Raw genomic sequence first — 19,255 nt, forward strand, 5'->3', positions numbered from 1 at the left:
ATGAGCAACACCACAACGGACAACTCCGCGGCCGGCGCCGAGGACCAGGACCTGGGCGCCGCCGGCTCCCAGCTGTCCACGGCACCCCGGGAGGAGCTGCCGAACCTGCCCTCCCTGGGCGTCATCGGCTGGGTCCGCTGGTTCTGGCGGCAGCTCACCTCCATGCGGGTCGCGCTGCTCCTTCTCCTGCTGCTGTCGCTCGCCGCGATCCCCGGCTCGCTGATCCCGCAGGCCGGAACCGACGCCACCAAGGTCGACGACTTCCGCAAGACCCACACGACGCTCGCGCCGGTCTACGACAAGCTCGGCCTGTTCCACGTCTACAGCTCGGTGTGGTTCTCCGCGATCTACATCCTGCTGTTCGTCTCCCTCATCGGCTGCATCGTGCCCCGCACCTGGCAGTTCGTCGGCCAGTTGCGCAGCCGCCCGCCGGCCGCGCCCAAGCGGCTGACCCGGCTCCCCGCCTACACCACCTGGCGCACCGAGGCCGACCCCGAGCAGGTCCGCGAGTCCGCGCTCGCCCTGCTGAAGAAGCGCCGCTTCCGGGCCCATGTCGCGGGTGACGCCGTCGCCGCCGAGAAGGGCTATGTGCGTGAGCTGGGCAACCTGGCCTTCCACATCGCGCTGATCGTGATGCTGGTGGCCTTCGCCTCGGGCCAGCTGTACAAGTCGGACGGCACCAAGCTGGTCGTCGAGGGCGACGGCTTCGCCAACTCGATCATCCAGTACGACGACTTCAAGTCCGGCAGCCTCTTCACCACCGACGACCTGGTGCCGTTCAGCTTCGACCTCAAGGACTTCCGGGCCACCTACGAGCTCACCGGCCCGACCCGGGGCACCCCGCGCACCTTCCAGGCCGGCATCACCTACACCGACGGCGCGTACGGCAAGCAGAAGTCGACCACCATCAAGGTCAACGAGCCGCTGAAGATCGGCGACTCCAAGGTCTACCTGGTCAGCCATGGCTACGCGCCGGTCATCACGGTCCGGGACGGCAAGGGCACCGTCGTCTACCGCGACGCCGTGCCGCTGCTCCCGCTCGACGGCAACGTCACCTCGAACGGCGTGGTCAAGGTCATGGACGGCTACAAGGACGCCAAGGGCACCGGCGAGCAGCTGGGCATCCAGGCCTTCTTCCTGCCGACCTACGGCGGCGGCGCCTCGGTGCTCTCGCAGTTCCCGTCGCTGCTGAACCCGGTGCTCAACCTCGCGCCGTACCACGGCGACCTGGGCGTCAACTCGGGTCTGCCGCAGAGCGTGTACCAGCTCAACAAGACCCATATGAAGGCCTTCAAGGACGCCAAGGGCCGGCAGCTGAGGGTCAATCTGAAGCCCGGCGAGACCGCGCAGCTCCCGAACGGCGCCGGCTCGATCACCTTCGAGAAGGACATCAAGGAGTGGGCCGGCTTCGAGATCGTCCAGGAGCCCGGCAGCGGCTGGGCGCTCGGCGGCGCGCTCGCCGCGATCTTCGGTCTGGCCGCGTCCCTGTTCATCCAGCGCCGCCGCGTCTGGGTGCGGGCCGTGCGCGGCGCCGACGGCGTGACCGTCGTCGAGATGGCCGGCCTCGGCCGCAGCGAGTCCGCCAAGGTGCCCGAGGAACTGGGCGACCTCGCGGGCAACCTCTACGACCAGGCGCCGGGGGCACCCGACCCCGACGACCCTGCAGAATCCCCCGACCCCGAAGTCGTACCTGCCGAAGGGGCTGAGAAGTGACTCTCGCCGCCGCAACCGATCTCGCCATCGCGACCAATGAGCATCTGGCGAGCATCAGCAACACGCTGATCTACTCGTCCATGGCCGTCTACACCCTGGCCTTCTTCGCGTACATCGCCGAGTGGCTGCTCGGCAGCCGCAGCAAGGTCGGCCGTACGGCCGCCGCGCTCACCGCCGACGCGTCGAAGAAGGCGGCCGCACCCGCGGTCACCGTGCAGCGGGCGGGCGGGACCGCCGTCCTGGAGCGGCCCAAGGTCGTCGTCCGGTCCTCGGCCGGCGCCCGGGACGTGCCGGACGGCCCCGGCGCCCACGGCGGTGACGAGCAGGGCGACCTCTACGGCCGTATCGCCGTGTCCCTCACCGTGCTCGCCTTCCTGGTGGAGCTCGGCGGTGTCGTCGCCCGCGCGGCCTCCGTGCAGCGGGCGCCGTGGGGCAACATGTACGAGTTCAACATCACGTTCTCCACGGTCGCCGTCGGCGTGTACCTCGGGCTGCTGGTGCTGAAGAAGAACGTGCGCTGGATGGGCCTGTTCCTCATCACCACGGTCCTGCTCGACCTGGGCCTCGCGGTGACCGTCCTGTACACGGCGAGCGACCAGCTGGTCCCGGCCCTGCACTCGTACTGGCTGTACATCCACGTCTCCACCGCGATCTTCTGCGGCGCGGTGTTCTACGTCGGCGCGGTCGCCACGATCCTCTACCTGTTCAAGGACTCGTACGAGAACAAGCTCGTCAGCGGCGGCAAGCCCGGCAAGTTCGCGACCTCGGTCCTGGAGCGGCTGCCCGCCTCCGCCTCGCTGGACAAGTTCGCCTACCGCGTCAACGCGGCCGTCTTCCCGCTGTGGACGTTCACGATCATCGCGGGCGCGATCTGGGCGGGCGACGCCTGGGGCCGCTACTGGAACTGGGACCCCAAGGAGACCTGGTCCTTCATCACCTGGGTCGCCTACGCCGGCTATCTGCACGCCCGTGCCACGGCCGGCTGGAAGGGCCGCAAGGCCGCCTACCTCGCGATGATCGCGTTCGGCTGCTGGCTGTTCAACTACTACGGCGTCAACATCTTCGTGAGCGGCAAGCACTCCTACGCGGGCGTGTAAGTGCGGAACCCTGCGTGACGGGTCAGGCTGGTGTCATGAGCGGTTCCATCGAACAGGGCATCAGCCAGACCCATGGGAACACGCACATCCTCCACTTCCTGGTGCGGCTCCCGAGGCCCATGGACACGGTCTGGCCCGCGCTCGCCACCCCGGAGGGGCTCGCGGGCTGGTTCACCGTCGCCGACGTCCTCGAACCCCGGCTGGGGGGTTCGGTCACCCTGCGTGACCTGGGCAGCGGGCACATCACCGCATGGGACGTGGACCGGGTCGCCGAGTACACGCTGGAGGGCGCCGGCCGGGTCCGCTTCCATCTGGAGCGGGACGGGGAGACGGGGAGCGCCCTGCGCTTCACCCATGAGTTCCGGGGGGACGGGGAGTCGGAGCTGCGCTGGCGGACCCGATTCGAACGCCTGATCGAGGTCGTGGAGGGTGCGGCCTAGGACGGCGGGCGCGGCCTAGGACGGCGGCAGACACTCCTTCGCCGGCGGCTTCCCCTCCGGCCAGGCGATCCGCACGAACCGCGAGCCGCCCTCCGGGGAGAGTTCCACGATCGGCACGGCCTTGTCGTACGGGTTGCCGTGCACGTCCAGACAGATCCAGCCGCTCGCCCCGTCGACCCGCAGCGACCCCTTGACCTGCGGCCACTGCAGTCCCACATCGGCGAGCGCCGGGATCTTCCGTCCGTCCGGGACCGCCTCGCGGATGCCGTGCACGGCCAGCTGGACGGCGTCGTACGCGATGATCAGCTGCCCGTCGTCCAGGGCGACCGGCCCGATCGGCCCGACCGGCCGCCGCTTGCCGCTCGCCAGCTGCTGCTGGAGCACCTGCGCGTCCGCCGCCGAGCCCCCCGTCCTCGCGGGATCCCTCACCCAGGCGTCCGGGTGCGCGAGGGCGGTGTAGCGGACGGCGAGGTTGTGCCTGAGGGCGGCGCGGTCCAGGTCCTTCTCGCCGGTCAGATACGAGCCCTCGTCCCCGGTCAGCACCGTGAACTTCCGCTCCTGGCAGCCCCGTCCGCCCAGCGCGTTGATGAACTGCCGCAGCTGGGTGTGCCGGCCCGCGAACAGGATCGTGTCGGTCTCCTTGGACGTGTCGCACACCAGGTGGGTGATCTGCCGGAAGGTGTTGGCGGTCGTGCCCTCCTGGGTGCGGTCGGCCGGCGGGGTGAACGGCTGCGGCTCGTAGGGCGACCCCTTGATCAGCGCGGCGAACGACTTCTGCAGCGTCCGGGTGTACGGGTCACCGGGCTTGTCGTACACCAGCAGCGCCTTGCCCGCGCCGACCTTGGCGAAGGAGGCCAGCGCGCGGGCCTCGTCGGTGTTGGTCGGCGAGACCCGGGCCAGCCCCGGAAAGGGGTCCTTGTCGCCCTGGCCGTTGGCCAGGTCGTCGGCGGTGATGGAGGAGCCGACCACCGGGATGCCCAGCCGGGTCAGCTCCCTGACGGCCTTCTTGTTGTTGTCGGTGCTCTGCCCCACGCCGGCGACCGCCCGCAGCCGGTCCGAGGTGGTCGTCATGTGCGCCAGCCGGTCGACCATCTGCCGCCAATGGGCGCCGGTGGCGCCCGGGTTGGCGAGCACCAGCCGGATCGCCGGGGCCTCACCGTTGGAGTCGTGGTTCGCCCGGTACTGCGCCAGATAGGCGCCCTGCAACTCGTGCTGTATGTCGCTGAGGCTGGCCGCGGCGGTCGCGGTGTACGGCAGCATCATCGCCACCGTCACATAACTCCCTGGCTTCAGGCGGCCGTTCTCCCGTTCGATCGCCCGTACCGTGTCCCGGAGCTCGGGATGCCCGAAGTCGTACGCCGTCGTCGCCACGCCCACGCACTCGTCGCTGTCCTTCGGGCGTGCCACTCCGGGCGCGCAGGAGCGGTCGTCGTGGGTCAGGGTGCGCACGGCGAGGACCAGGCCGGTCACCAGGCATGCCGCGACCAGGAGCGCGAGATAGCGGCGGAGCGGGATCTCCCAGACGCCCTCGCGCAGCCATGTGCCCAGACCCCTGCGTGCCATCACGCCCCCCCGCTCCGGTCGTCCGGGTCATTCGGGTCGTCTTCGTCGTCCGGCCCGGCCGGCGCCCGCCCGGCGAGCGCGGCCGCCGGCCAGTCCCGCGAGGCCCGCCACAGCAGCGCGTTGCCCGCGGGCCGCAGATTGGACAACTGCTCCAGCTCGAACCGCAGCCGGTCGCACACCCTCGGATCGGGCAGCACCAGCGGATCGGCCAGCTGCCACACCGCGTGCAGCAACCGCCGTATCCGCAGGTGCAGTACGGCGTCCACGCCCTCCGGCACATCCTGGGCGGCGTCCGTGCGGCCGAGGGCCACGGCGGCCCGCCGGTCGCCCCGGCCGCCGAAGTCGCGGCCTTCGGCGTCGTGCGCGTGGAAGTAGGGCGCCGACGCGACGAAGCGGAGCGTGCGCAGCCAGGCACGGGTGTCGAGGGAGTGGAAGGTGTCGCGCAGCTGGGCGACCGCCGACTCGGTGGTTCCCAGGGCGAGTTCGTGGTGCAGCCGGAAGGCGTCCGTGGGCTCGGTGGCCTGCTCGTAGTGTGCGATCAGGGTTTCGTGGGCGGTGCGCCACTGCCCGTGGTCGGGCTCCCGCAGATGCAGCCGGAGCAGCAGCAGGGTCCGTACGAAGGGATCGCCGACGAACTGGCCCGGCGCGCCCGGCAGTCCCTCCTGGGCGAGCCGGGTCTGCAGGGCCCGTACGTCCGCCGGGCCGAAGTCGTCCGGGAGCAGGACCGCGGCCAGGGCGCAGGCCGAGTCGTGGTCGTGGGCCGCGGCCAGCACGGTCAGCTCGTCCAGCCGGTCGGCGGGCACCAGCCGGTCGAGGAGTTCGAGATAGGTGGGGGAGCCGGCGTGGTCCTCGTGCAGCCGGACGTCCGCGGTGAGCAGTTCGCCGAGCGAAGCCGCCTGCGGCAGGTTCTGCGCGGCAGACTCGGCGAGCAGGACGATGCCGAGCGGGTTGCCGCCGGTCAGCCGGTGGGTGGCGTGCGGGAGTTGGGGCGGTACCGGTGTCTCGTCGCAGACGGCGCCCACGATGTGCAGGGTGTCGTCGGGGGTGAGCGGCGGCAGCGACACGAGCAGCGCCCGCGAGGACGGCACGGCGGCGTCCGGGGTCCAGTCGCTGCGCCGGGCCACCTCGGGCAGCGCATGCCGTACGGCGTTGCGTAAGCTCTCCCGCCCGTCGCCGCGCAGCGCGCCGATGAACGCCACCTGGTCGGTCATGCCCTCGGAGCGGTCCCGCAGCACCGCCTCCATGAGCCCCGGACCCGGCGCGATCTGCGCGTTGTCGATGAGCACGAGCGGCCGCCCGAGCCGCTGCATACGGGGCAGCACGCCCGCGTACGCCTCCGTCAGATCGGCGAGCAGGGCCCGCACCAGATGGCGCTCGGCGTGCTCCCGGGAGGTGCCGCCCGCCCGGAAGTGCCCGGAGAGCAGGATCAGCCCGCGCTGGGCGTGCCCGCCCGCGTTCGGATACGTCCGGTACCAGACCGACGCCTTCTGGTGCCGGCGGCTCGCGAAGCCCTCCGCGACGGATTCCAGCGTGGCCTCGATCGCCCCCGACAGGAACGGCCCGCTGCCGGTCGCCGCGGCGACCACCTTGGCCGCCACCTTCCCGGCCCAGCGCCCGGCGAAGCCGCTGATCCACGACCCGCTCTCGTTCAGCAGCAGGATCCGCTCGACCTCGCGCCGGATCCGCTCCGAGTCGGCGTCGCTCCAGCCGCCGGCCGCCACCGCCACCAGGCCCGACATCAGCCGGGGAAAGGTGATCCGGCCGGCTCCGGTCACCGGCTCAGCGAGCTGCTCGGCGATGACCAGCAGCGCCTGCGCCACCGGTGACCAGGACTCGGCGGGCCGGTCCGCGGGCGGCCCCGCGAACTGCGCGTCCGCACAGTCGACCAACGCGACCGGCGTGTGGCCCTTGTAGGCCTCCCGCAGCTCGCCGAGCACCGCGCTCTTGCCCAGGCCCCGCGCGCCGGTGAGCATGACGAAGGGCGGCTCCGCCGGGTGCTCGAACGGATGTGCACGGTGCTGGTAGGGGCGCAGACCCACGAGCCTCGGAGCCAGGCCGGCCGGATCTGTGTCGAACAGGGCCCCCCGTCCGTGCAGACGTCTGTGCACCGCATCCCCCCTCAACACCAGTGTAGGAAGGGGGAGTTGCTTCGTACCAGATCGCGTGGTGTCCGTTGGATTACGAAACTGTCGACATGATCAGGCCCATCAATCGACGGTGATCGAGTCCAGCTTCTCACGCAGGTACACGTGTGAGTCGACGGGCGGGTGCACCACTCGTCCCACCGGGGCCGGGACGGACTCGACGAGTGTGCCCGGGGTGCATTCGCCGAAGTAGACGAGGGACATCAGCTCCTCGGTGGGTGCGTCCGAGGGCGGCGGGAGCACGCGATGCCGCCCCGACCGCCATCGGTCTCCGGTCCAACGGGCCATCAGATCACCGATGTTGATGGTGAAGGCGGCGGGGTCGAAGGGCGCGTCCCGCCATCCGCCCTCGTCCGTGTGGACCTGGAGCCCGCCCCTGCCCGCCTGCCGGTCCAGGATGGTGACCGTCCCGAAGTCGGTGTGCGGACCGATCCGGAACTGCCCCGGCAGCGGCTCGCCGATCACCTCGGTCCCCGGGTACCAGTTGATGTTGAAGCCATACGTCGGATGGTCCATGTGCCGGCTGAAGAAGTCCGGTTCGAGCCCGAGGGCGTGACCGAGCAGGGAAAGGAGCCGCTTCTCCAGCGCGGCCATCTCCCCCAGATACCGCTCGCACAGCGGCCGGAGTTCGGGAACCTCGCCCGGCCACACATTGGGCGCGTACCACTCGGCGTTGACCACCGGGTCCTCGAACGGCTCGTGCGTCGCGAAGGTCAGGGACTCCTTCAGATCGGGCGGGGTCTCGGTCCCCTCCGCGTACGCGTTGGCCTCCGCCCCCGGCCCGAGCCACCCGCGTCCGCCGACCTTCGCCTCGTACGCCTGCTTGGCCTCGACGGGCAGCGTGAAGAACCGGCGCGCGGCCTCCCGGACGGCCGAGCGCAGCCCGGGCTCCACCCCGTGCCCGGTCACGAGCAGGAATCCGGCGGTCTGCAGGGCCCGGTCGACGGTACGGGCGATGTCCCCGCGCGCCTCGGGGCCGCCGTCGAGCCAGGGGCGCAGGTCGATCGTCGGGATGCGGGGCCGGGGCTCACTCACCGATGTCCTCGTTCCACAGGGCCGGGTTGTTCTCGATGAACTCACGCATGAGTGCCGTGCACTCGGGGTCGTCCAGGAGCACGATCTCCACGCCGTGCTCGGCCAGCCAGTCGTGGCCGCCGTGGAAGGTGGCCGCCTCACCGACCACGACCCGGGAGATGCCGAACTGGCGGACCAGGCCGCTGCAGTACCAGCAGGGCGAGAGGGTGGTCACCATCGTGGTGCCCCGGTACGACCGCTGTCGCCCCGCCGCGCGGAAGGCGGCCGTCTCCGCGTGCATCGAGGGGTCGCCGTCCTGTACACGGCGGTTGTGGCCGCGGCCGAGGAGGGTGCCGTCGGCGCCGTAGAGGGCCGCGCCGATCGGGATGCCGCCCTCGGCGAGCCCGGCGCGGGCCTCGGCGACGGCGATGGCGAGCCAGGCGCGGGCCTGTTGCTGATCCATGCGTTCACTCTCCTCGGGCACGGGCGCCGGCACCGGGACAACATGCCCAACGTACGGGGGCCTTCAGGGATGGCCTCGGTAAAGCGCCGGGAAACCCACTCTGTACCCTGGCCCGATCAATCGCCGCGCGAAGCGGCAGTCGGCCCCCGGTGGTGGGAGGAAGTCATGGTTGCCGCTCCGGTTCTGGAGGAGCTGCGGGAGGTCGTACAGCCGCAGGCCAAGCTGGCGAGCCGCAACGGCGAGCACTGGGCGGGCCGGCTGTACATGCGGAAGATCTCGCTGCGGTTCACCCGGCAGTTGGTGCGTACTCCGGTCACCCCGGACCAGCTGACCTGGACGATGGTGGTGTGCGGGATCGCCTCCGGCGCGGCCCTGCTCATACCCGGTCTGACGGGCGCCGTCCTGGCCGCGGTGCTGATGCAGTTGTTCCTCCTCTTCGACTGCGTGGACGGCGAAGTCGCCCGCTGGAAAGGACAGAACAGCGCGACGGGCATCTACGTCGACCGCCTCGGCGCCTATCTCGCGGACGCCGCGCTGATGGCGGGCGCCGGCTTCCACGCGGCGCGCTCGGGTTACGGCGGCTGGGTGTCGGTCGGCATCGCCACCGCGCTCGGTGTCGTCCTGCTGAAGGCCTCCACCGACCTGGTGGACGTGGCACGCGCCCGGCGCGGACTGACCGTGGCCGACGACGAGGCGACCCGGCCGCGTTCGCAGGGCGTCGCGACGGTGCGCAGGCTGGCCGCCGCCTTCAAGATCCACCGCGTCACCAACGGCATCGAGGCGTCCCTGGTGCTGCTCGTCGCCGCGCTCGCCGGCGAGGTCACCGGGGGCATCGAGCCCACCCGCTGGGCGCTGGGCGCGCTCGCCGTGATCACCTGGGTGATGGTCCCGGCCCACCTGCTGTCGATCCTGTCCTCGTCCCGCCTGCGCTGACGCCGGTTGACCCGGGCTCATCGGCGGTGCCGATGAGCCCATCGGCAGGACGCCCCACCGCCGCGTGGACCGGCACCGGTGCCCGCTCGTAGCTTCGACGGCATGACCCCAGAGAACAAGGGCACGGCCCAGCTCACGATCGCGATGGTGCTCTCCGGCACCCTCGGCGTCTTCGTCGTCGAGTCGGGCGCCTCGCCCTTCGACGTCGTGTTCTTCCGCGTCCTGTTCGGCGCCCTCGCCCTCGGCGGCTACATCGTCGCCCGCGGCTGGCTGCGCGACCACGGCTTCACCCCGCGCACCCTCGGACTGGCTGTCCTGGGCGGCGTGTTCATCGTCTTCAACTGGGTGCTGCTCTTCCAGTCGTACGAGAACACGTCCATCTCCGTGGCGACGGTGGTCTACCACACGCAGCCGTTCTACGTGGTCCTGCTGGGCGCCCTGTTGTTCCGCGAGCGGATCACGGCCGCCACGGTGGGGTGGATCGCCCTCGCCTTCGCCGGGCTGATCCTCGTCTCGGGCGTCACGCCCGGCGACTTCACGGGCGGCGGTTCGTATGTCGTCGGCGTGGGCCAGGCCCTGCTCGCCGCCCTCCTCTACGGTCTGTCCACCCTGGTCACCAAGCGCATCACCGGGGTACGCCCGCACCTGATCGCCCTCGTCCAGGTCCTCGTCGGCATCCCGCTGCTGCTCCCCTTCGCCGACTTCGGCGCGATGAGCGGAACGGGCTGGGACTGGGGCTGGCTGGCCGGGCTCGGGCTGATCCACACCGGGGTGATGTACGTCCTGATGTACGCCGCCTACGCCCGGCTGGCCACCTCGAAGATCGCCGTCCTCGCCTTCGTCTACCCGGCCGTCGCGATGGTCATGGACTGGGCGGTGTACGGCCACCACATCGGCCTCGTCCAGGCGCTGGGCGTACCGCTGATCGTGACCGCGAGCCTGAAGGTCACCCTTGCTCGACGACCAGTTGCCGCGCCCGCTCCACGAACAGCCGCGCATGCGCCGGAAGCCGCTTCCCGGCCCGCCACGCCAGCTGCGTGCGAAGCGTGAACGACGGCTCCCACGCCAGTCGTACGAGAGAACCCTCCGAAAGTTCGGCGGCGACCGTCACCTCGGGCAGCAGCGCGCTCCCGAGGCCGGCCGCCGCCGCGCGTTTGGTGGCCTCGATCGTGCCGAACTCCATGAAGTCCACCGGGGCGAGGGCGGTCAGCTCCCGTTCGAACAGGTCCCGGTAGGCGCAGCCGGGCTCGGTCGCCAGCAGCGGCTGCCGTACCAGGTCCGCCGTCGCGACCGGCTTCCCGGCCAGCGGGTGTCCGGGCGCGGCCACCAGCACCAGTGGCTCCTCGGCCAGCACCACGCCCTCCAGCCCGGCGTGCTCGGTCTGCTCCTCCATCAGAAAGCCCAGGTCGTACGTGCCCTGCCGCAGCGCCTGCCGGGTCTCGTCGCCGATGGTGGTGCGCAGCGAGAGCCGCACCCCGGGGTAGCGGTGGTGGAACAGTTCGAGGAGCGGCGGCAGACGGTACGAGGTCAGCGACTCCATCGTGCCGATGGTGAGGGTTCCGGCCGGTTCGTCCGCGTCGGCCACCACCGTCCGCGCCTCCTCGGCCAGCTCGATCATCCGCCGGGCGTAGGGCAGCAGCCGCTCGCCCGCCTCCGTCAGCCGGATACGGCTGCCGAGCCGGTCGAACAACTCCGCGCCCAGGTCCGACTCCAGGGCGCGGATCTGGGCGGTCACGCTGGACTGGGCGTACTTCAGCTCGGCCGCGGCCCCGGTGAAGCTCAGGACGGTGGCGACCTTCTCGAAGGTGACGAGCAGCCGGAGCTCCATCACTCGGCCTCGGGCTCGTCCTTCCTGAGGGACTTCAGGAACTCGGGGTTGTCGTCGGGGGCGACCCAGGCGGCGGGAGCCGGGGTTCGCACCTTGCCGGCGATCAGCCAGGCGACCGGGCCGACCAGCACCTCGCCGAAGAGCAGGATGATGATGACCCACGCCACCTTCGGCAGCCCGTGCACCTCTTCCTCGGGCGTGTTGAGGCAGTCCACGAACGCGTAGATCCACAGCGCCAGGACCAGCAGGAAGGGGAGATACCTGAGCATTGGCGTGAGATCCCTCGACAGAGTGAGACGGCCCCGGTGACGGGCCCAGGTTAGCCCGTGGCCGATACTGGGTCACATGGCTTACGACGATCTTCGGTCCCTGCTCAGGGCGCTGGAACGCGAAGGCGACCTCAAGCGCGTCAAGGTCGAGGTCGACCCGTATCTGGAGGTCGGGGAGATCGTCGACCGGGTGCAGAAGTCCGGCGGTCCGGCGCTGCTCTTCGAGAACGTGAAGGGCTCCGCGATGCCCCTCGCGATGAACGTCTTCGGGACCGACCGGCGCCTGCTGAAGGCGCTCGGCCTGAAGTCGTACGGCGAGATCAGCGACAAGATCGGCGGGCTGCTGCGGCCCGAGCTGCCACACGGCTTCGTCGGGGTGCGCGAGGCGTTCGGGAAGCTCGGCTCGATGACGCACGTGCCGCCGAAGAAGGTCAAGGACGCTCCGGTGCAGGAGGTCGTCCTCCAGGGCGACGACGTCGACCTCGGCATGCTCCCCGCGCTGTTCACCTGGCCGCAGGACGGCGGCTCCTTCTTCAACCTGGGGCTCACGCACACCAAGGACCCTCAGAGCGGGGTCCGCAACCTCGGGCTCTACCGCCTCCAGCGCCATGACCGGCGCACCATCGGCGTGCACTGGCAGATCCACAAGGACAGCCGCAACCACTACCAGGTCGCGGCCAGGCGCGGGGAGCGCCTCCCGGTGGCGATCGCCTTCGGCTGCCCCCCGGCCGTGACCTACGCCTCGACCGCCCCGCTCCCCGGTGACATCGACGAGTACCTGTTCGCCGGCTTCATCGCGGGCAGGCGCATCGAGATGGTCGACTGCAAGACGGTCCCGCTCCAGGTCCCGGCGAACGCCGAGGTCGTCCTGGAGGGCTGGCTGGAGCCCGGCGAGATGCTCCCGGAGGGTCCCTTCGGCGACCACACCGGCTTCTACACGCCGCAGGAGCCCTTCCCGGCGTTGAAGATCGACTGCGTGACGATGCGGAAGCGGCCGCTGCTCCAGTCGATCGTCGTCGGCCGGCCCCCGACCGAGGACGGCCCGCTGGGCCGCGCCACCGAGCGCTTCTTCCTCCCCCTCCTCAAGATCATCGTCCCGGACATCGTGGACTACCACCTGCCCGAGGCCGGGGGCTTCCACAACTGCGCGATCGTCTCGATCGACAAGAAGTACCCGAAGCACGCCCAGAAGGTGATGCACGCGATCTGGGGGGCCCACATGATGTCCCTGACCAAGCTGATCGTCGTCGTGGACGCCGACTGCGATGTGCACGATCTGCACGAGGTCGCCTGGCGGGCCCTCGGCAACACGGACTACGCCCGTGACCTCACGGTCGTCGAGGGGCCCGTCGACCATCTCGACCATGCCTCCTACCAGCAGTTCTGGGGTGGCAAGGCGGGCATCGACGCGACGAGGAAGTGGCCCGAGGAGGGCTACACGAGGGACGGCGGATGGCCGGAGATGGTCCTGTCGGACCCGGATACGGCGGCCCTGGTGGACCGTCGCTGGAAGGAGTACGGCCTGTGAGCAGCGCCTCCGCGGCACTCCCGCAGCCGGGACGCACCAAGGCGTTCCTGCGTCTGGTGATGATCGAGCACTCGGTCTTCGCGCTTCCCTTCGCGTACATCGCCGCGCTGACCGCGATGTTCGAGTGGGACAGGAACATCCACTGGGGCCGGCTGCTGCTGGTCACGATCTGCATGGTGGGCCTGCGTACGTTCGCCATGGCGGTCAACCGGATCATCGACCGCGAGATCGACGCCCGTAACCCGCGCACCGCCCACCGTGAGCTGGTGACCGGCGCGATGTCGGTGAGGCACGCCTGGACCGGCGCGCTGATCGCGCTGGTGATCTTCCTGGGCTCGGCGGCCCTGCTGAACCCGCTCTGTCTGGCCCTGGCCCCCATCGCGGTGATCCCGATGGTGGTCTACCCCTACGGCAAGCGGTTCACGAACTTCCCGCAGGCGATCCTGGGCCTCGCCCAGGCGATGGGCCCGGTCGGCGGCTGGCTCGCCATCTCGGGCACATGGTCCTGGGACGCGGTGGTCCTCGGCCTCGCCGTCGGCATCTGGATCGGCGGCTTCGACCTGATCTACGCCTGCCAGGACGTCGAGACCGACCGCGAGATCGGCGTCATGTCGGTCCCGGCCCGCTTCGGCATCCCCGCGGCCATCTGGGGCGCCCGCGCCTGCCACACCCTCACCACGGCCCTGTTCGTCTGGTACGCCGTACTCACCGGCGCCGGCGCGTTCTTCTGGCTGGGCCTGCTGATCGTCGTGGCCGCGTTCGTCTACGAGCACACGATCGTCCGCCCACACGACCTGTCCCGCCTGAACAGGGCGTTCTTCAGCGTCAACGGCTTCATCGGCATTGCCCTGTTCGTGTGCGCGCTGCTGGATCTCCTGGTTCGGGGTCTGACCGTTTGAGTACGGTGCGGCCTACCATCGAGTGCAGACAGAGGGAGGCCGACGTGACCGTCTCGGACAGCGACCGCCTGCACTCGCAGCTCGCCCGGTACGAGGACATGTTCCGCGGATACCGGATGGAGATTGTCGAGGGCAACATCGTGATGAGTCCACTCAGGCCGTTCCACAACGAGACGATCATGAGGTTGTGGACGCAGCTCGAACCCCAGGTGGGCCCGGAGTGGGGCTTTATCAGCGACGTCGCCATCCCGTTCAGTGACGACTTCGAGTTCTGCCCCGGTCTCGCGGTGATTCCCGAGGTCGAGAAGAACCGCAATCTCACCTCCTACGCGCCCGATCTGATCGAGTTGGCCATCGAAGTGGTCTCTCCGAGCAGCGTCCGCAACGACTACGAGATCAAGAACAGGCAGTACGCGGCTCGCGGTATCCCGAACTACCTGATCTTCGATCCGCGCACAGGTCATCTCGTCACGCTCTGGAACCCCGGCCCGGACGGATACCGGGGACGGGACACGCTTCCCTACGGGGACAAGCTCGACGTGGACACGAAGCTCGGGCGTCTCACGGTCGACACCGGTCGTCTCCCCGTGGACCCCGAGGCAGCCGACCGGTCCTGAGCACACCCCACCCCACCGGTACGCTCAAGGTGTGAACGCAGGAGAAACGCAGCGCGTGCCTTGGATCGTGGGGGTGTCCGGAGCATCCGGGACTCCGTACGCGGCCGCTGTGCTGCGTGCGCTGCTCGCGGCCGGTGAGAGCGTCGACCTGGTGGTCAGCCGGGCCTCGCGGCTCACCCTGCTCGACGAGACGGGGATCTCCTTCCGGGACGCCCACTGGCAGGCTGACCTGCGGGAGTGGCTGGCCCGTGGGGCGGACGGAAAGCCCGGGACCTTCGATGCGGACGTCGAGGGGGTGCGGTACTGGAACGCGGGCGACCTCGCGGCCGGGCCGTCCTCGGGGTCGTACCCCACGAAGGGGATGCTCATCGTGCCCGCCTCCACCGCCTGTGTGGCGGGCGTCGCGCTCGGCCTCTCGAAGGACCTGCTCCAGCGTGCGGCGAGCGTCACCCTCAAGGAGCGCCGCAAGCTGGTCGTGGCCGTACGGGAGACCCCGCTGAACGGCCAGACCCTGCGGCACCTGGTCGCCCTGGACGACGCGGGCGCGACCGTGGTGCCCGCCTCGCCCGCCTTCTACGCGGGGGCGACCCACATCCAGGACCTGGTGGACTTCGTCGCCGGACGGGTCCTCGACGCGGCGGGCGTCGCACACGGCCTCTACCGCCGCTGGGCGGGCGAACTGGGCGGCGGAACCCGCACGGCGTGATCGCCATCTGAGCAAGTCGCAGCAACTCTCATTACTTCTGGAACTCTTCAGCGGAAGGCTTCGATCGCATGGACGCGGTGGACAGGCAGCTCATCCAGGCCCTGAGAGAGAACGGCCGGGCTTCCTACGCGGAGCTGGGACGCCTCGTCGGCCTGTCGGGGCCCAGCGTCACCGACCGCATCAACCGGCTGGAGGCGGCCGGCGTCATCACCGGCTACCGCGCCACGGTGGACGCCGCCTCCCTCGGCCTCGGCGTCACCGCCCTGATCGGCATCTCGCTCTCCGACGCCGCCGACCACGAGGACGTGGCCCGCCGGCTGAAGGACCTGCCGGAGATCGAGGACTGCTGGTTCATCGCCGGCGACGACTCCTTCATGCTCAAGGTGCGCTCGACGGACGTGGACGGGCTGGAGAAGACCATCCGGCGGCTGAGCGGGACCAAGGGCGTCTCCCGGACCCGTACCACCATCGTGTTGTCCACGAAGTGGGAGAACCGGGTCGGGGAACTGCCCGAAGAGGTGTAGGCGTACGGTTGGTCGGGCTGTCGTAGAAAGGTGTGGGCATGGATGTCGGGCTCAAGCGCGAGCTGGAGGAGAAGGTCCGCTCCGGTGAGCGGCTGACCCGCGAGGACGGCATCGCGCTGTACGAGTCGGACGACCTGGCCTGGCTGGGCGGCCTCGCGCACGAGGTGCGGACGCGCAAGAACGGCGACGTCGTGCACTTCAACGTCAACCGCCACCTCAACATGACCAACGTGTGCACGGCCTCCTGCGCCTACTGCTCGTTCCAGCGCAAGCCGGGCGAGAAGGACGCGTACACGATGCGCATCGAGGAGGCCGTCAAGCTCGCCAAGGCGATGGAGTCGGAGAACCTCACCGAGCTGCACATCGTCAACGGCCTGCACCCGAACCTGCCGTGGCGCTACTACCCGCGTTCGCTGCGCGAGCTGAAGGCCGCGCTCCCGAACGTGTCGCTGAAGGCGTTCACGGCGACGGAGATCCACCACTTCGAGACCATCTCGGGGCTCAGCGCCTCGGAGATCCTCGACGAGCTCATCGACGCGGGCCTGGAGTCCCTCACCGGCGGTGGCGCGGAGATCTTCGACTGGGAGGTCCGGCAGCACATCGTGGACCACCGGACCCACTGGGAGGACTGGTCCCGGATCCACCGCCTGGCGCACGAGAAGGGCCTCAAGACCCCGTGCACCATGCTGTACGGCCACATCGAGGAGCCCCGCCACCGCGTCGACCACGTGCTGCGGCTGCGTGAGCTGCAGGACGAGACCGGCGGCTTCCAGGTCTTCATCCCGCTGCGCTACCAGCACGACTTCGTGGACATGAAGGACGGGAAGATCCGCAACCGGCTCCAGGCCAGGACCCAGATGGCCACCGGTGCGGAGGCGCTGAAGACCTTCGCCGTCTCCCGGCTCCTCTTCGACAACGTCCCGCACGTGAAGGTCTTCTGGGTGATGCACGGCGTGCAGACCGCCCAGCTCGCCCTCCAGCACGGCGCGGACGACATGGACGGCTCGGTGGTCGAGTACAAGATCACCCACGATGCCGACAACTACGGCACCCCGAACAAGCTGACCCGCGAGGACCTGCTGGACCTCATCCGCGACGCGGGCTTCCGTCCGGTCGAGCGCAACACCCGCTACGAGATCATCCGCGAGTACGAGGGCCCGGACCCGGCGCGGCGCGAGTCCCCGCAGCCCATGCGTGTCTGAGGGCCCGGCGCGCATGCCCCTTACGTTCACTCTCGACCCCTCCGTCACTCCTGCCCTCCGTGACGGGGTTCTCGATCTGTGGGCCGATGTGTCCAACGCGGGCGGCGCCGTGGGGTTCGTGGCGCCGGTGGGGCGGGAGGAGATACGGCCCGAGCTCGTGAAGCACCTCGTGGCGATGGCCGAGGGGCGGGTCCGGCTGCTCGTCGGGCACGACGAGGCGGGGGAGGTGGCCGCGACCGTGTTCTTCGCCTTCAACACGCACCGGCTGATGAACCACTGGGTGTGGCTGTGCACCGTGATGGTCCACCCGCGGCACCAGGGCAAGGGACACGGCCGGGACCTGCTGGCGGCCGCCGCCGACGCGGCCCGTGGCTTCGAGGGCATCGACGCCATACGGCTCGGCTGCCGGGGCGGTCACGGCCTGGAGCGGTTCTACGGCTCCTGCGGCTACAAGGAGGTCGGCCGGGTGCCGGGCGCGGTCCGTGTCGCCCCCGGGGACGACCGGGACGAGATCACCATGCTGCTGCCGCTCGTGTGAGGGGTCCGCACGACCCCCGTGCAAGATCGGGTCCCGGACGTGCTTCACTGGACGGTGCCCGTTTGTGGCGTAAGGACCGTTCGAAACGGAAGTGTGGATTGAGATGCTCCGCTACACGCTGATGCGGCTCGGTATCTTCGCGGGCTGCTTCTTGGTCGTCTGGGGCGCTGTCTACGTCGGCGTCTTCCCGCGCGGCTTCGGCGACTCGAACTTCCTGTGGGTCCTCCTGCTCGCCATGGTGCTCTCGGCGCCGATCAGCTGGGTGGTGCTGCGCAAGGAGCGGGACCGGGCGTCCGTCCGGATCGTCCAGAAGGTCGACCGGATGAAGTCGAACCTGGAGGCCAACCGCAACCAGGAGGACGTGGCGGACGACACCGCGCGGGCCCACGGCCAGACTTCCTAGCGCCTTCCCCGCGTTGACCGCCCGGGGGCCCAACTAGGCTTGCCCCCATGGGTGCCGTGAAGACCAAGCGGATGCCGCGGGCGGTGCGGGAGCAGCAGATGCTCGACGCCGCCGTACGGACCTTCGGCCAGCGGGGGTACATGGCCGCGTCGATGGACGAGATCGCCGAACTGGCGGGCGTGTCCAAGCCGTTGGTGTATCTGTACCTGAATTCCAAGGAAGACCTGTTCACGGCGTGCATACGCCGTGAGGGCAAGGCGCTGACACAGGCGGTGCGGGACGGCGTCCGGTCGGGGCTGCCCGCCGACCGCCAACTCTGGGACGGGCTCCAGGCGTTCTTCGCGCACACCGCGGAACACCCCGACGGCTGGTCGATCCTGCACCTCCAGGCCCGCACCCACGGCGAGCCCTTCGCCGCCGAGGTCGCCGCGATGCGCGAGGAGCTCGTCGCTTTTGTGACCCATCTCATCGTCGTTGCCGCCCGTGCCGCGCTCCCCCAAGCTCTCGGCTGCGCTCGAGCGGGGAGGGACCCCCAGGCCCCAGATCTGCCCGAGCGGGAGGTCGCCGGCCTTGCCGAGGCCCTGGTCGGCGCCGCCGAGTCCCTCGCCGCCTGGGCCAACGTCACCTCCGGCGTCACCGCCCGCCAGGCCGCGGCGACCCTCATGAACTTCGCGTGGGCGGGGCTCGGCAACCTGATGGAGGGCCGGCCCTGGTCCCCGCCCCTCACCGCCGACTAGCCGTGGCCTACGCCGCTCCCCACCGCCGCAGCGCCGGCGCCACCCGCTGACGCCCCACCCGGTACAGCCTCTTCGCGCCGCTGCGCGCGACCCTCCGTACGGCCGTCTGCACGCGTCCCGAACCGGCCGTGCCCGCCCCACCGGGCAGCGGGCGGCCCCGCTCGTCGAAGCCGTGCTGTTCCAGCAGACCGGTGAGATAGATCCGTAGACGACGCCGACGTATCCGGTGACCACGATCGGGCGCCGCGCCCGCCCCTCCCATGCCAGGCCCAGGCTGTGGGTGAGGGCGAGGACAGCGCCGCCGGTGAGCGCCATGACGACGAGGTCGGGGTCCGCGAGCTCCTCGTCGTCGACGAGCCCGGCGGCGGACAGTTCGCGCCGGGTGTCGGGCACGATCCCGACCTCGGCCAGCTGCCGTTCGGTGGGAGTGGAGGGGGCGTTCAGGAAGACGGCGTCCAGGGCGTGTTCGGGAGCGATCTGCCGGGCCACGGAGGCACCCCACTTCCAGCGGGTGTCCGAGTCCGTGAGCACGACGGTGCGTCGGGGTCCGGGAGGCATGAGGGGAAAGACAGGAAGCGGTGATGAGGGCCGGCTGAGAGGAACATGGGAAGACCGGCACATTCCTCTGAGCCGGCCG

Annotated in this window: 20 protein-coding genes and 2 pseudogenes; 14 read left to right on the forward strand and 8 right to left on the reverse strand. The window is 70.3% G+C overall.

Going from position 1 to position 19,255, the window contains the following annotated elements; genetic code table 11:
* From resB to ACZ4EG_RS35910, 3 genes are read left to right on the forward strand one after another with little or no spacing between them, the layout of a single operon-like run.
* A complete protein-coding gene (resB, locus tag ACZ4EG_RS35900) occupies positions 1-1,713 on the forward strand; it encodes a cytochrome c biogenesis protein ResB (RefSeq protein ID WP_467793565.1) in 1,713 nt (570 codons plus the stop codon).
* Positions 1,710-2,810, forward strand: coding sequence for a c-type cytochrome biogenesis protein CcsB (ccsB, locus tag ACZ4EG_RS35905; protein ID WP_467793566.1), 1,101 nt, complete (start codon positions 1,710-1,712; stop codon positions 2,808-2,810). Before resB ends, ccsB begins: the two co-directional genes overlap by 4 nt.
* Before the next feature lie 35 nt (positions 2,811-2,845).
* Positions 2,846-3,250, forward strand: a complete 405-nt coding sequence (locus tag ACZ4EG_RS35910) for an SRPBCC domain-containing protein (protein WP_467793567.1) — start codon at positions 2,846-2,848, stop codon at positions 3,248-3,250.
* Between the two features lie 15 nt (positions 3,251-3,265).
* Here ACZ4EG_RS35910 and ACZ4EG_RS35915 read toward each other — a convergent pair whose 3' ends face one another.
* From ACZ4EG_RS35915 to ACZ4EG_RS35930, 4 genes are all read right to left on the reverse strand, one after another.
* A complete protein-coding gene (locus ACZ4EG_RS35915) occupies positions 3,266-4,813 on the reverse strand; it encodes a type 1 periplasmic-binding domain-containing protein (protein WP_453559404.1) in 1,548 nt (515 codons plus the stop codon).
* Complete coding sequence (locus ACZ4EG_RS35920; RefSeq protein WP_467793568.1) at positions 4,813-6,921, reverse strand: hypothetical protein; 2,109 nt, start codon at positions 6,919-6,921, stop codon at positions 4,813-4,815. The genes ACZ4EG_RS35915 and ACZ4EG_RS35920 overlap by 1 nt, the downstream gene beginning before the upstream one ends.
* A gap of 99 nt (positions 6,922-7,020) precedes the next feature.
* Entirely contained in the window at positions 7,021-7,992 is a 972-nt protein-coding gene (locus ACZ4EG_RS35925; protein WP_453559410.1) for an isopenicillin N synthase family dioxygenase, read from the reverse strand.
* Complete coding sequence (locus tag ACZ4EG_RS35930; protein ID WP_467793569.1) at positions 7,985-8,434, reverse strand: nucleoside deaminase; 450 nt, start codon at positions 8,432-8,434, stop codon at positions 7,985-7,987. The genes ACZ4EG_RS35925 and ACZ4EG_RS35930 overlap by 8 nt, the downstream gene beginning before the upstream one ends.
* 165 nt (positions 8,435-8,599) lie before the next feature.
* Between ACZ4EG_RS35930 and ACZ4EG_RS35935 the strand changes: the two genes are divergently transcribed.
* Together ACZ4EG_RS35935 and ACZ4EG_RS35940 are read left to right on the forward strand one after the other, a co-directional pair.
* Entirely contained in the window at positions 8,600-9,367 is a 768-nt protein-coding gene (locus ACZ4EG_RS35935; RefSeq protein WP_467793570.1) for a CDP-alcohol phosphatidyltransferase family protein, read from the forward strand.
* A 102-nt stretch (positions 9,368-9,469) separates the two neighbouring features.
* Entirely contained in the window at positions 9,470-10,417 is a 948-nt protein-coding gene (locus tag ACZ4EG_RS35940) for a DMT family transporter (RefSeq protein WP_467793571.1), read from the forward strand.
* Here ACZ4EG_RS35940 and ACZ4EG_RS35945 read toward each other — a convergent pair.
* Both ACZ4EG_RS35945 and ACZ4EG_RS35950 read right to left on the reverse strand, forming a co-directional pair.
* Entirely contained in the window at positions 10,314-11,195 is an 882-nt protein-coding gene (locus ACZ4EG_RS35945; RefSeq protein WP_467793641.1) for a LysR family transcriptional regulator, read from the reverse strand. The two genes, ACZ4EG_RS35940 and ACZ4EG_RS35945, sit on opposite strands and share 104 nt — an antisense overlap.
* A 2-nt stretch (positions 11,196-11,197) precedes the next feature.
* Positions 11,198-11,464 (reverse strand): annotated as a pseudogene (locus ACZ4EG_RS35950) (PLD nuclease N-terminal domain-containing protein); the annotation flags it as partial.
* A 76-nt stretch (positions 11,465-11,540) separates the two neighbouring features.
* On the opposite strand from ACZ4EG_RS35950, the gene ACZ4EG_RS35955 reads away from it, so the two are divergent.
* The 9 genes from ACZ4EG_RS35955 (at position 11,541) to ACZ4EG_RS35995 (ending at position 18,618) form a co-directional block, all read left to right on the forward strand.
* Positions 11,541-12,992 carry a menaquinone biosynthesis decarboxylase gene (locus tag ACZ4EG_RS35955; RefSeq protein ID WP_467793572.1) on the forward strand — a complete coding sequence of 484 codons (1,452 nt, stop codon included), beginning with the start codon at positions 11,541-11,543 and terminating at the stop codon, positions 12,990-12,992.
* On the forward strand, positions 12,989-13,891 hold the full coding sequence (mqnP, locus tag ACZ4EG_RS35960; RefSeq protein ID WP_467793573.1) for a menaquinone biosynthesis prenyltransferase MqnP: 903 nt from the start codon (positions 12,989-12,991) through the stop codon (positions 13,889-13,891). Before ACZ4EG_RS35955 ends, mqnP begins: the two co-directional genes overlap by 4 nt.
* A 44-nt stretch (positions 13,892-13,935) precedes the next feature.
* Positions 13,936-14,508 carry a Uma2 family endonuclease gene (locus ACZ4EG_RS35965; protein WP_467793574.1) on the forward strand — a complete coding sequence of 191 codons (573 nt, stop codon included), beginning with the start codon at positions 13,936-13,938 and terminating at the stop codon, positions 14,506-14,508.
* A 55-nt stretch (positions 14,509-14,563) separates the two neighbouring features.
* The gene (locus ACZ4EG_RS35970) at positions 14,564-15,214 is read left to right on the forward strand and encodes a UbiX family flavin prenyltransferase (protein ID WP_390711599.1); all 651 of its coding nucleotides are present in this window, start codon (positions 14,564-14,566) and stop codon (positions 15,212-15,214) included.
* A gap of 68 nt (positions 15,215-15,282) precedes the next feature.
* Positions 15,283-15,738 (forward strand): Lrp/AsnC family transcriptional regulator, encoded by a 456-nt coding sequence (locus tag ACZ4EG_RS35975; RefSeq protein WP_363299771.1) that lies wholly within the window; start codon positions 15,283-15,285, stop codon positions 15,736-15,738.
* A gap of 38 nt (positions 15,739-15,776) precedes the next feature.
* Positions 15,777-16,940 (forward strand): aminofutalosine synthase MqnE, encoded by a 1,164-nt coding sequence (gene mqnE / locus ACZ4EG_RS35980; RefSeq protein WP_453559432.1) that lies wholly within the window; start codon positions 15,777-15,779, stop codon positions 16,938-16,940.
* 13 nt (positions 16,941-16,953) lie between these two features.
* Entirely contained in the window at positions 16,954-17,478 is a 525-nt protein-coding gene (locus ACZ4EG_RS35985; RefSeq protein ID WP_467793575.1) for a GNAT family N-acetyltransferase, read from the forward strand.
* A 103-nt stretch (positions 17,479-17,581) separates the two neighbouring features.
* A complete protein-coding gene (locus tag ACZ4EG_RS35990; RefSeq protein WP_453559437.1) occupies positions 17,582-17,881 on the forward strand; it encodes a DUF4229 domain-containing protein in 300 nt (99 codons plus the stop codon).
* A gap of 47 nt (positions 17,882-17,928) precedes the next feature.
* Entirely contained in the window at positions 17,929-18,618 is a 690-nt protein-coding gene (locus tag ACZ4EG_RS35995) for a TetR/AcrR family transcriptional regulator (RefSeq protein WP_467793576.1), read from the forward strand.
* Positions 18,619-18,625: 7 nt separating this feature from the next.
* On the opposite strand, the gene ACZ4EG_RS36000 is transcribed toward ACZ4EG_RS35995, so the two are convergent.
* On the reverse strand, positions 18,626-18,880 hold the full coding sequence (locus tag ACZ4EG_RS36000; protein WP_467793577.1) for a hypothetical protein: 255 nt from the start codon (positions 18,878-18,880) through the stop codon (positions 18,626-18,628).
* Positions 18,881-18,882: 2 nt separating this feature from the next.
* Positions 18,883-19,239 (reverse strand): annotated as a pseudogene (locus tag ACZ4EG_RS36005) (DUF6716 putative glycosyltransferase); the annotation flags it as partial.
* Between the last annotated feature and the right edge of the window lie 16 nt (positions 19,240-19,255).

The sequence above is a fragment of the Streptomyces sp. NPDC025638 genome (assembly GCF_055558775.1).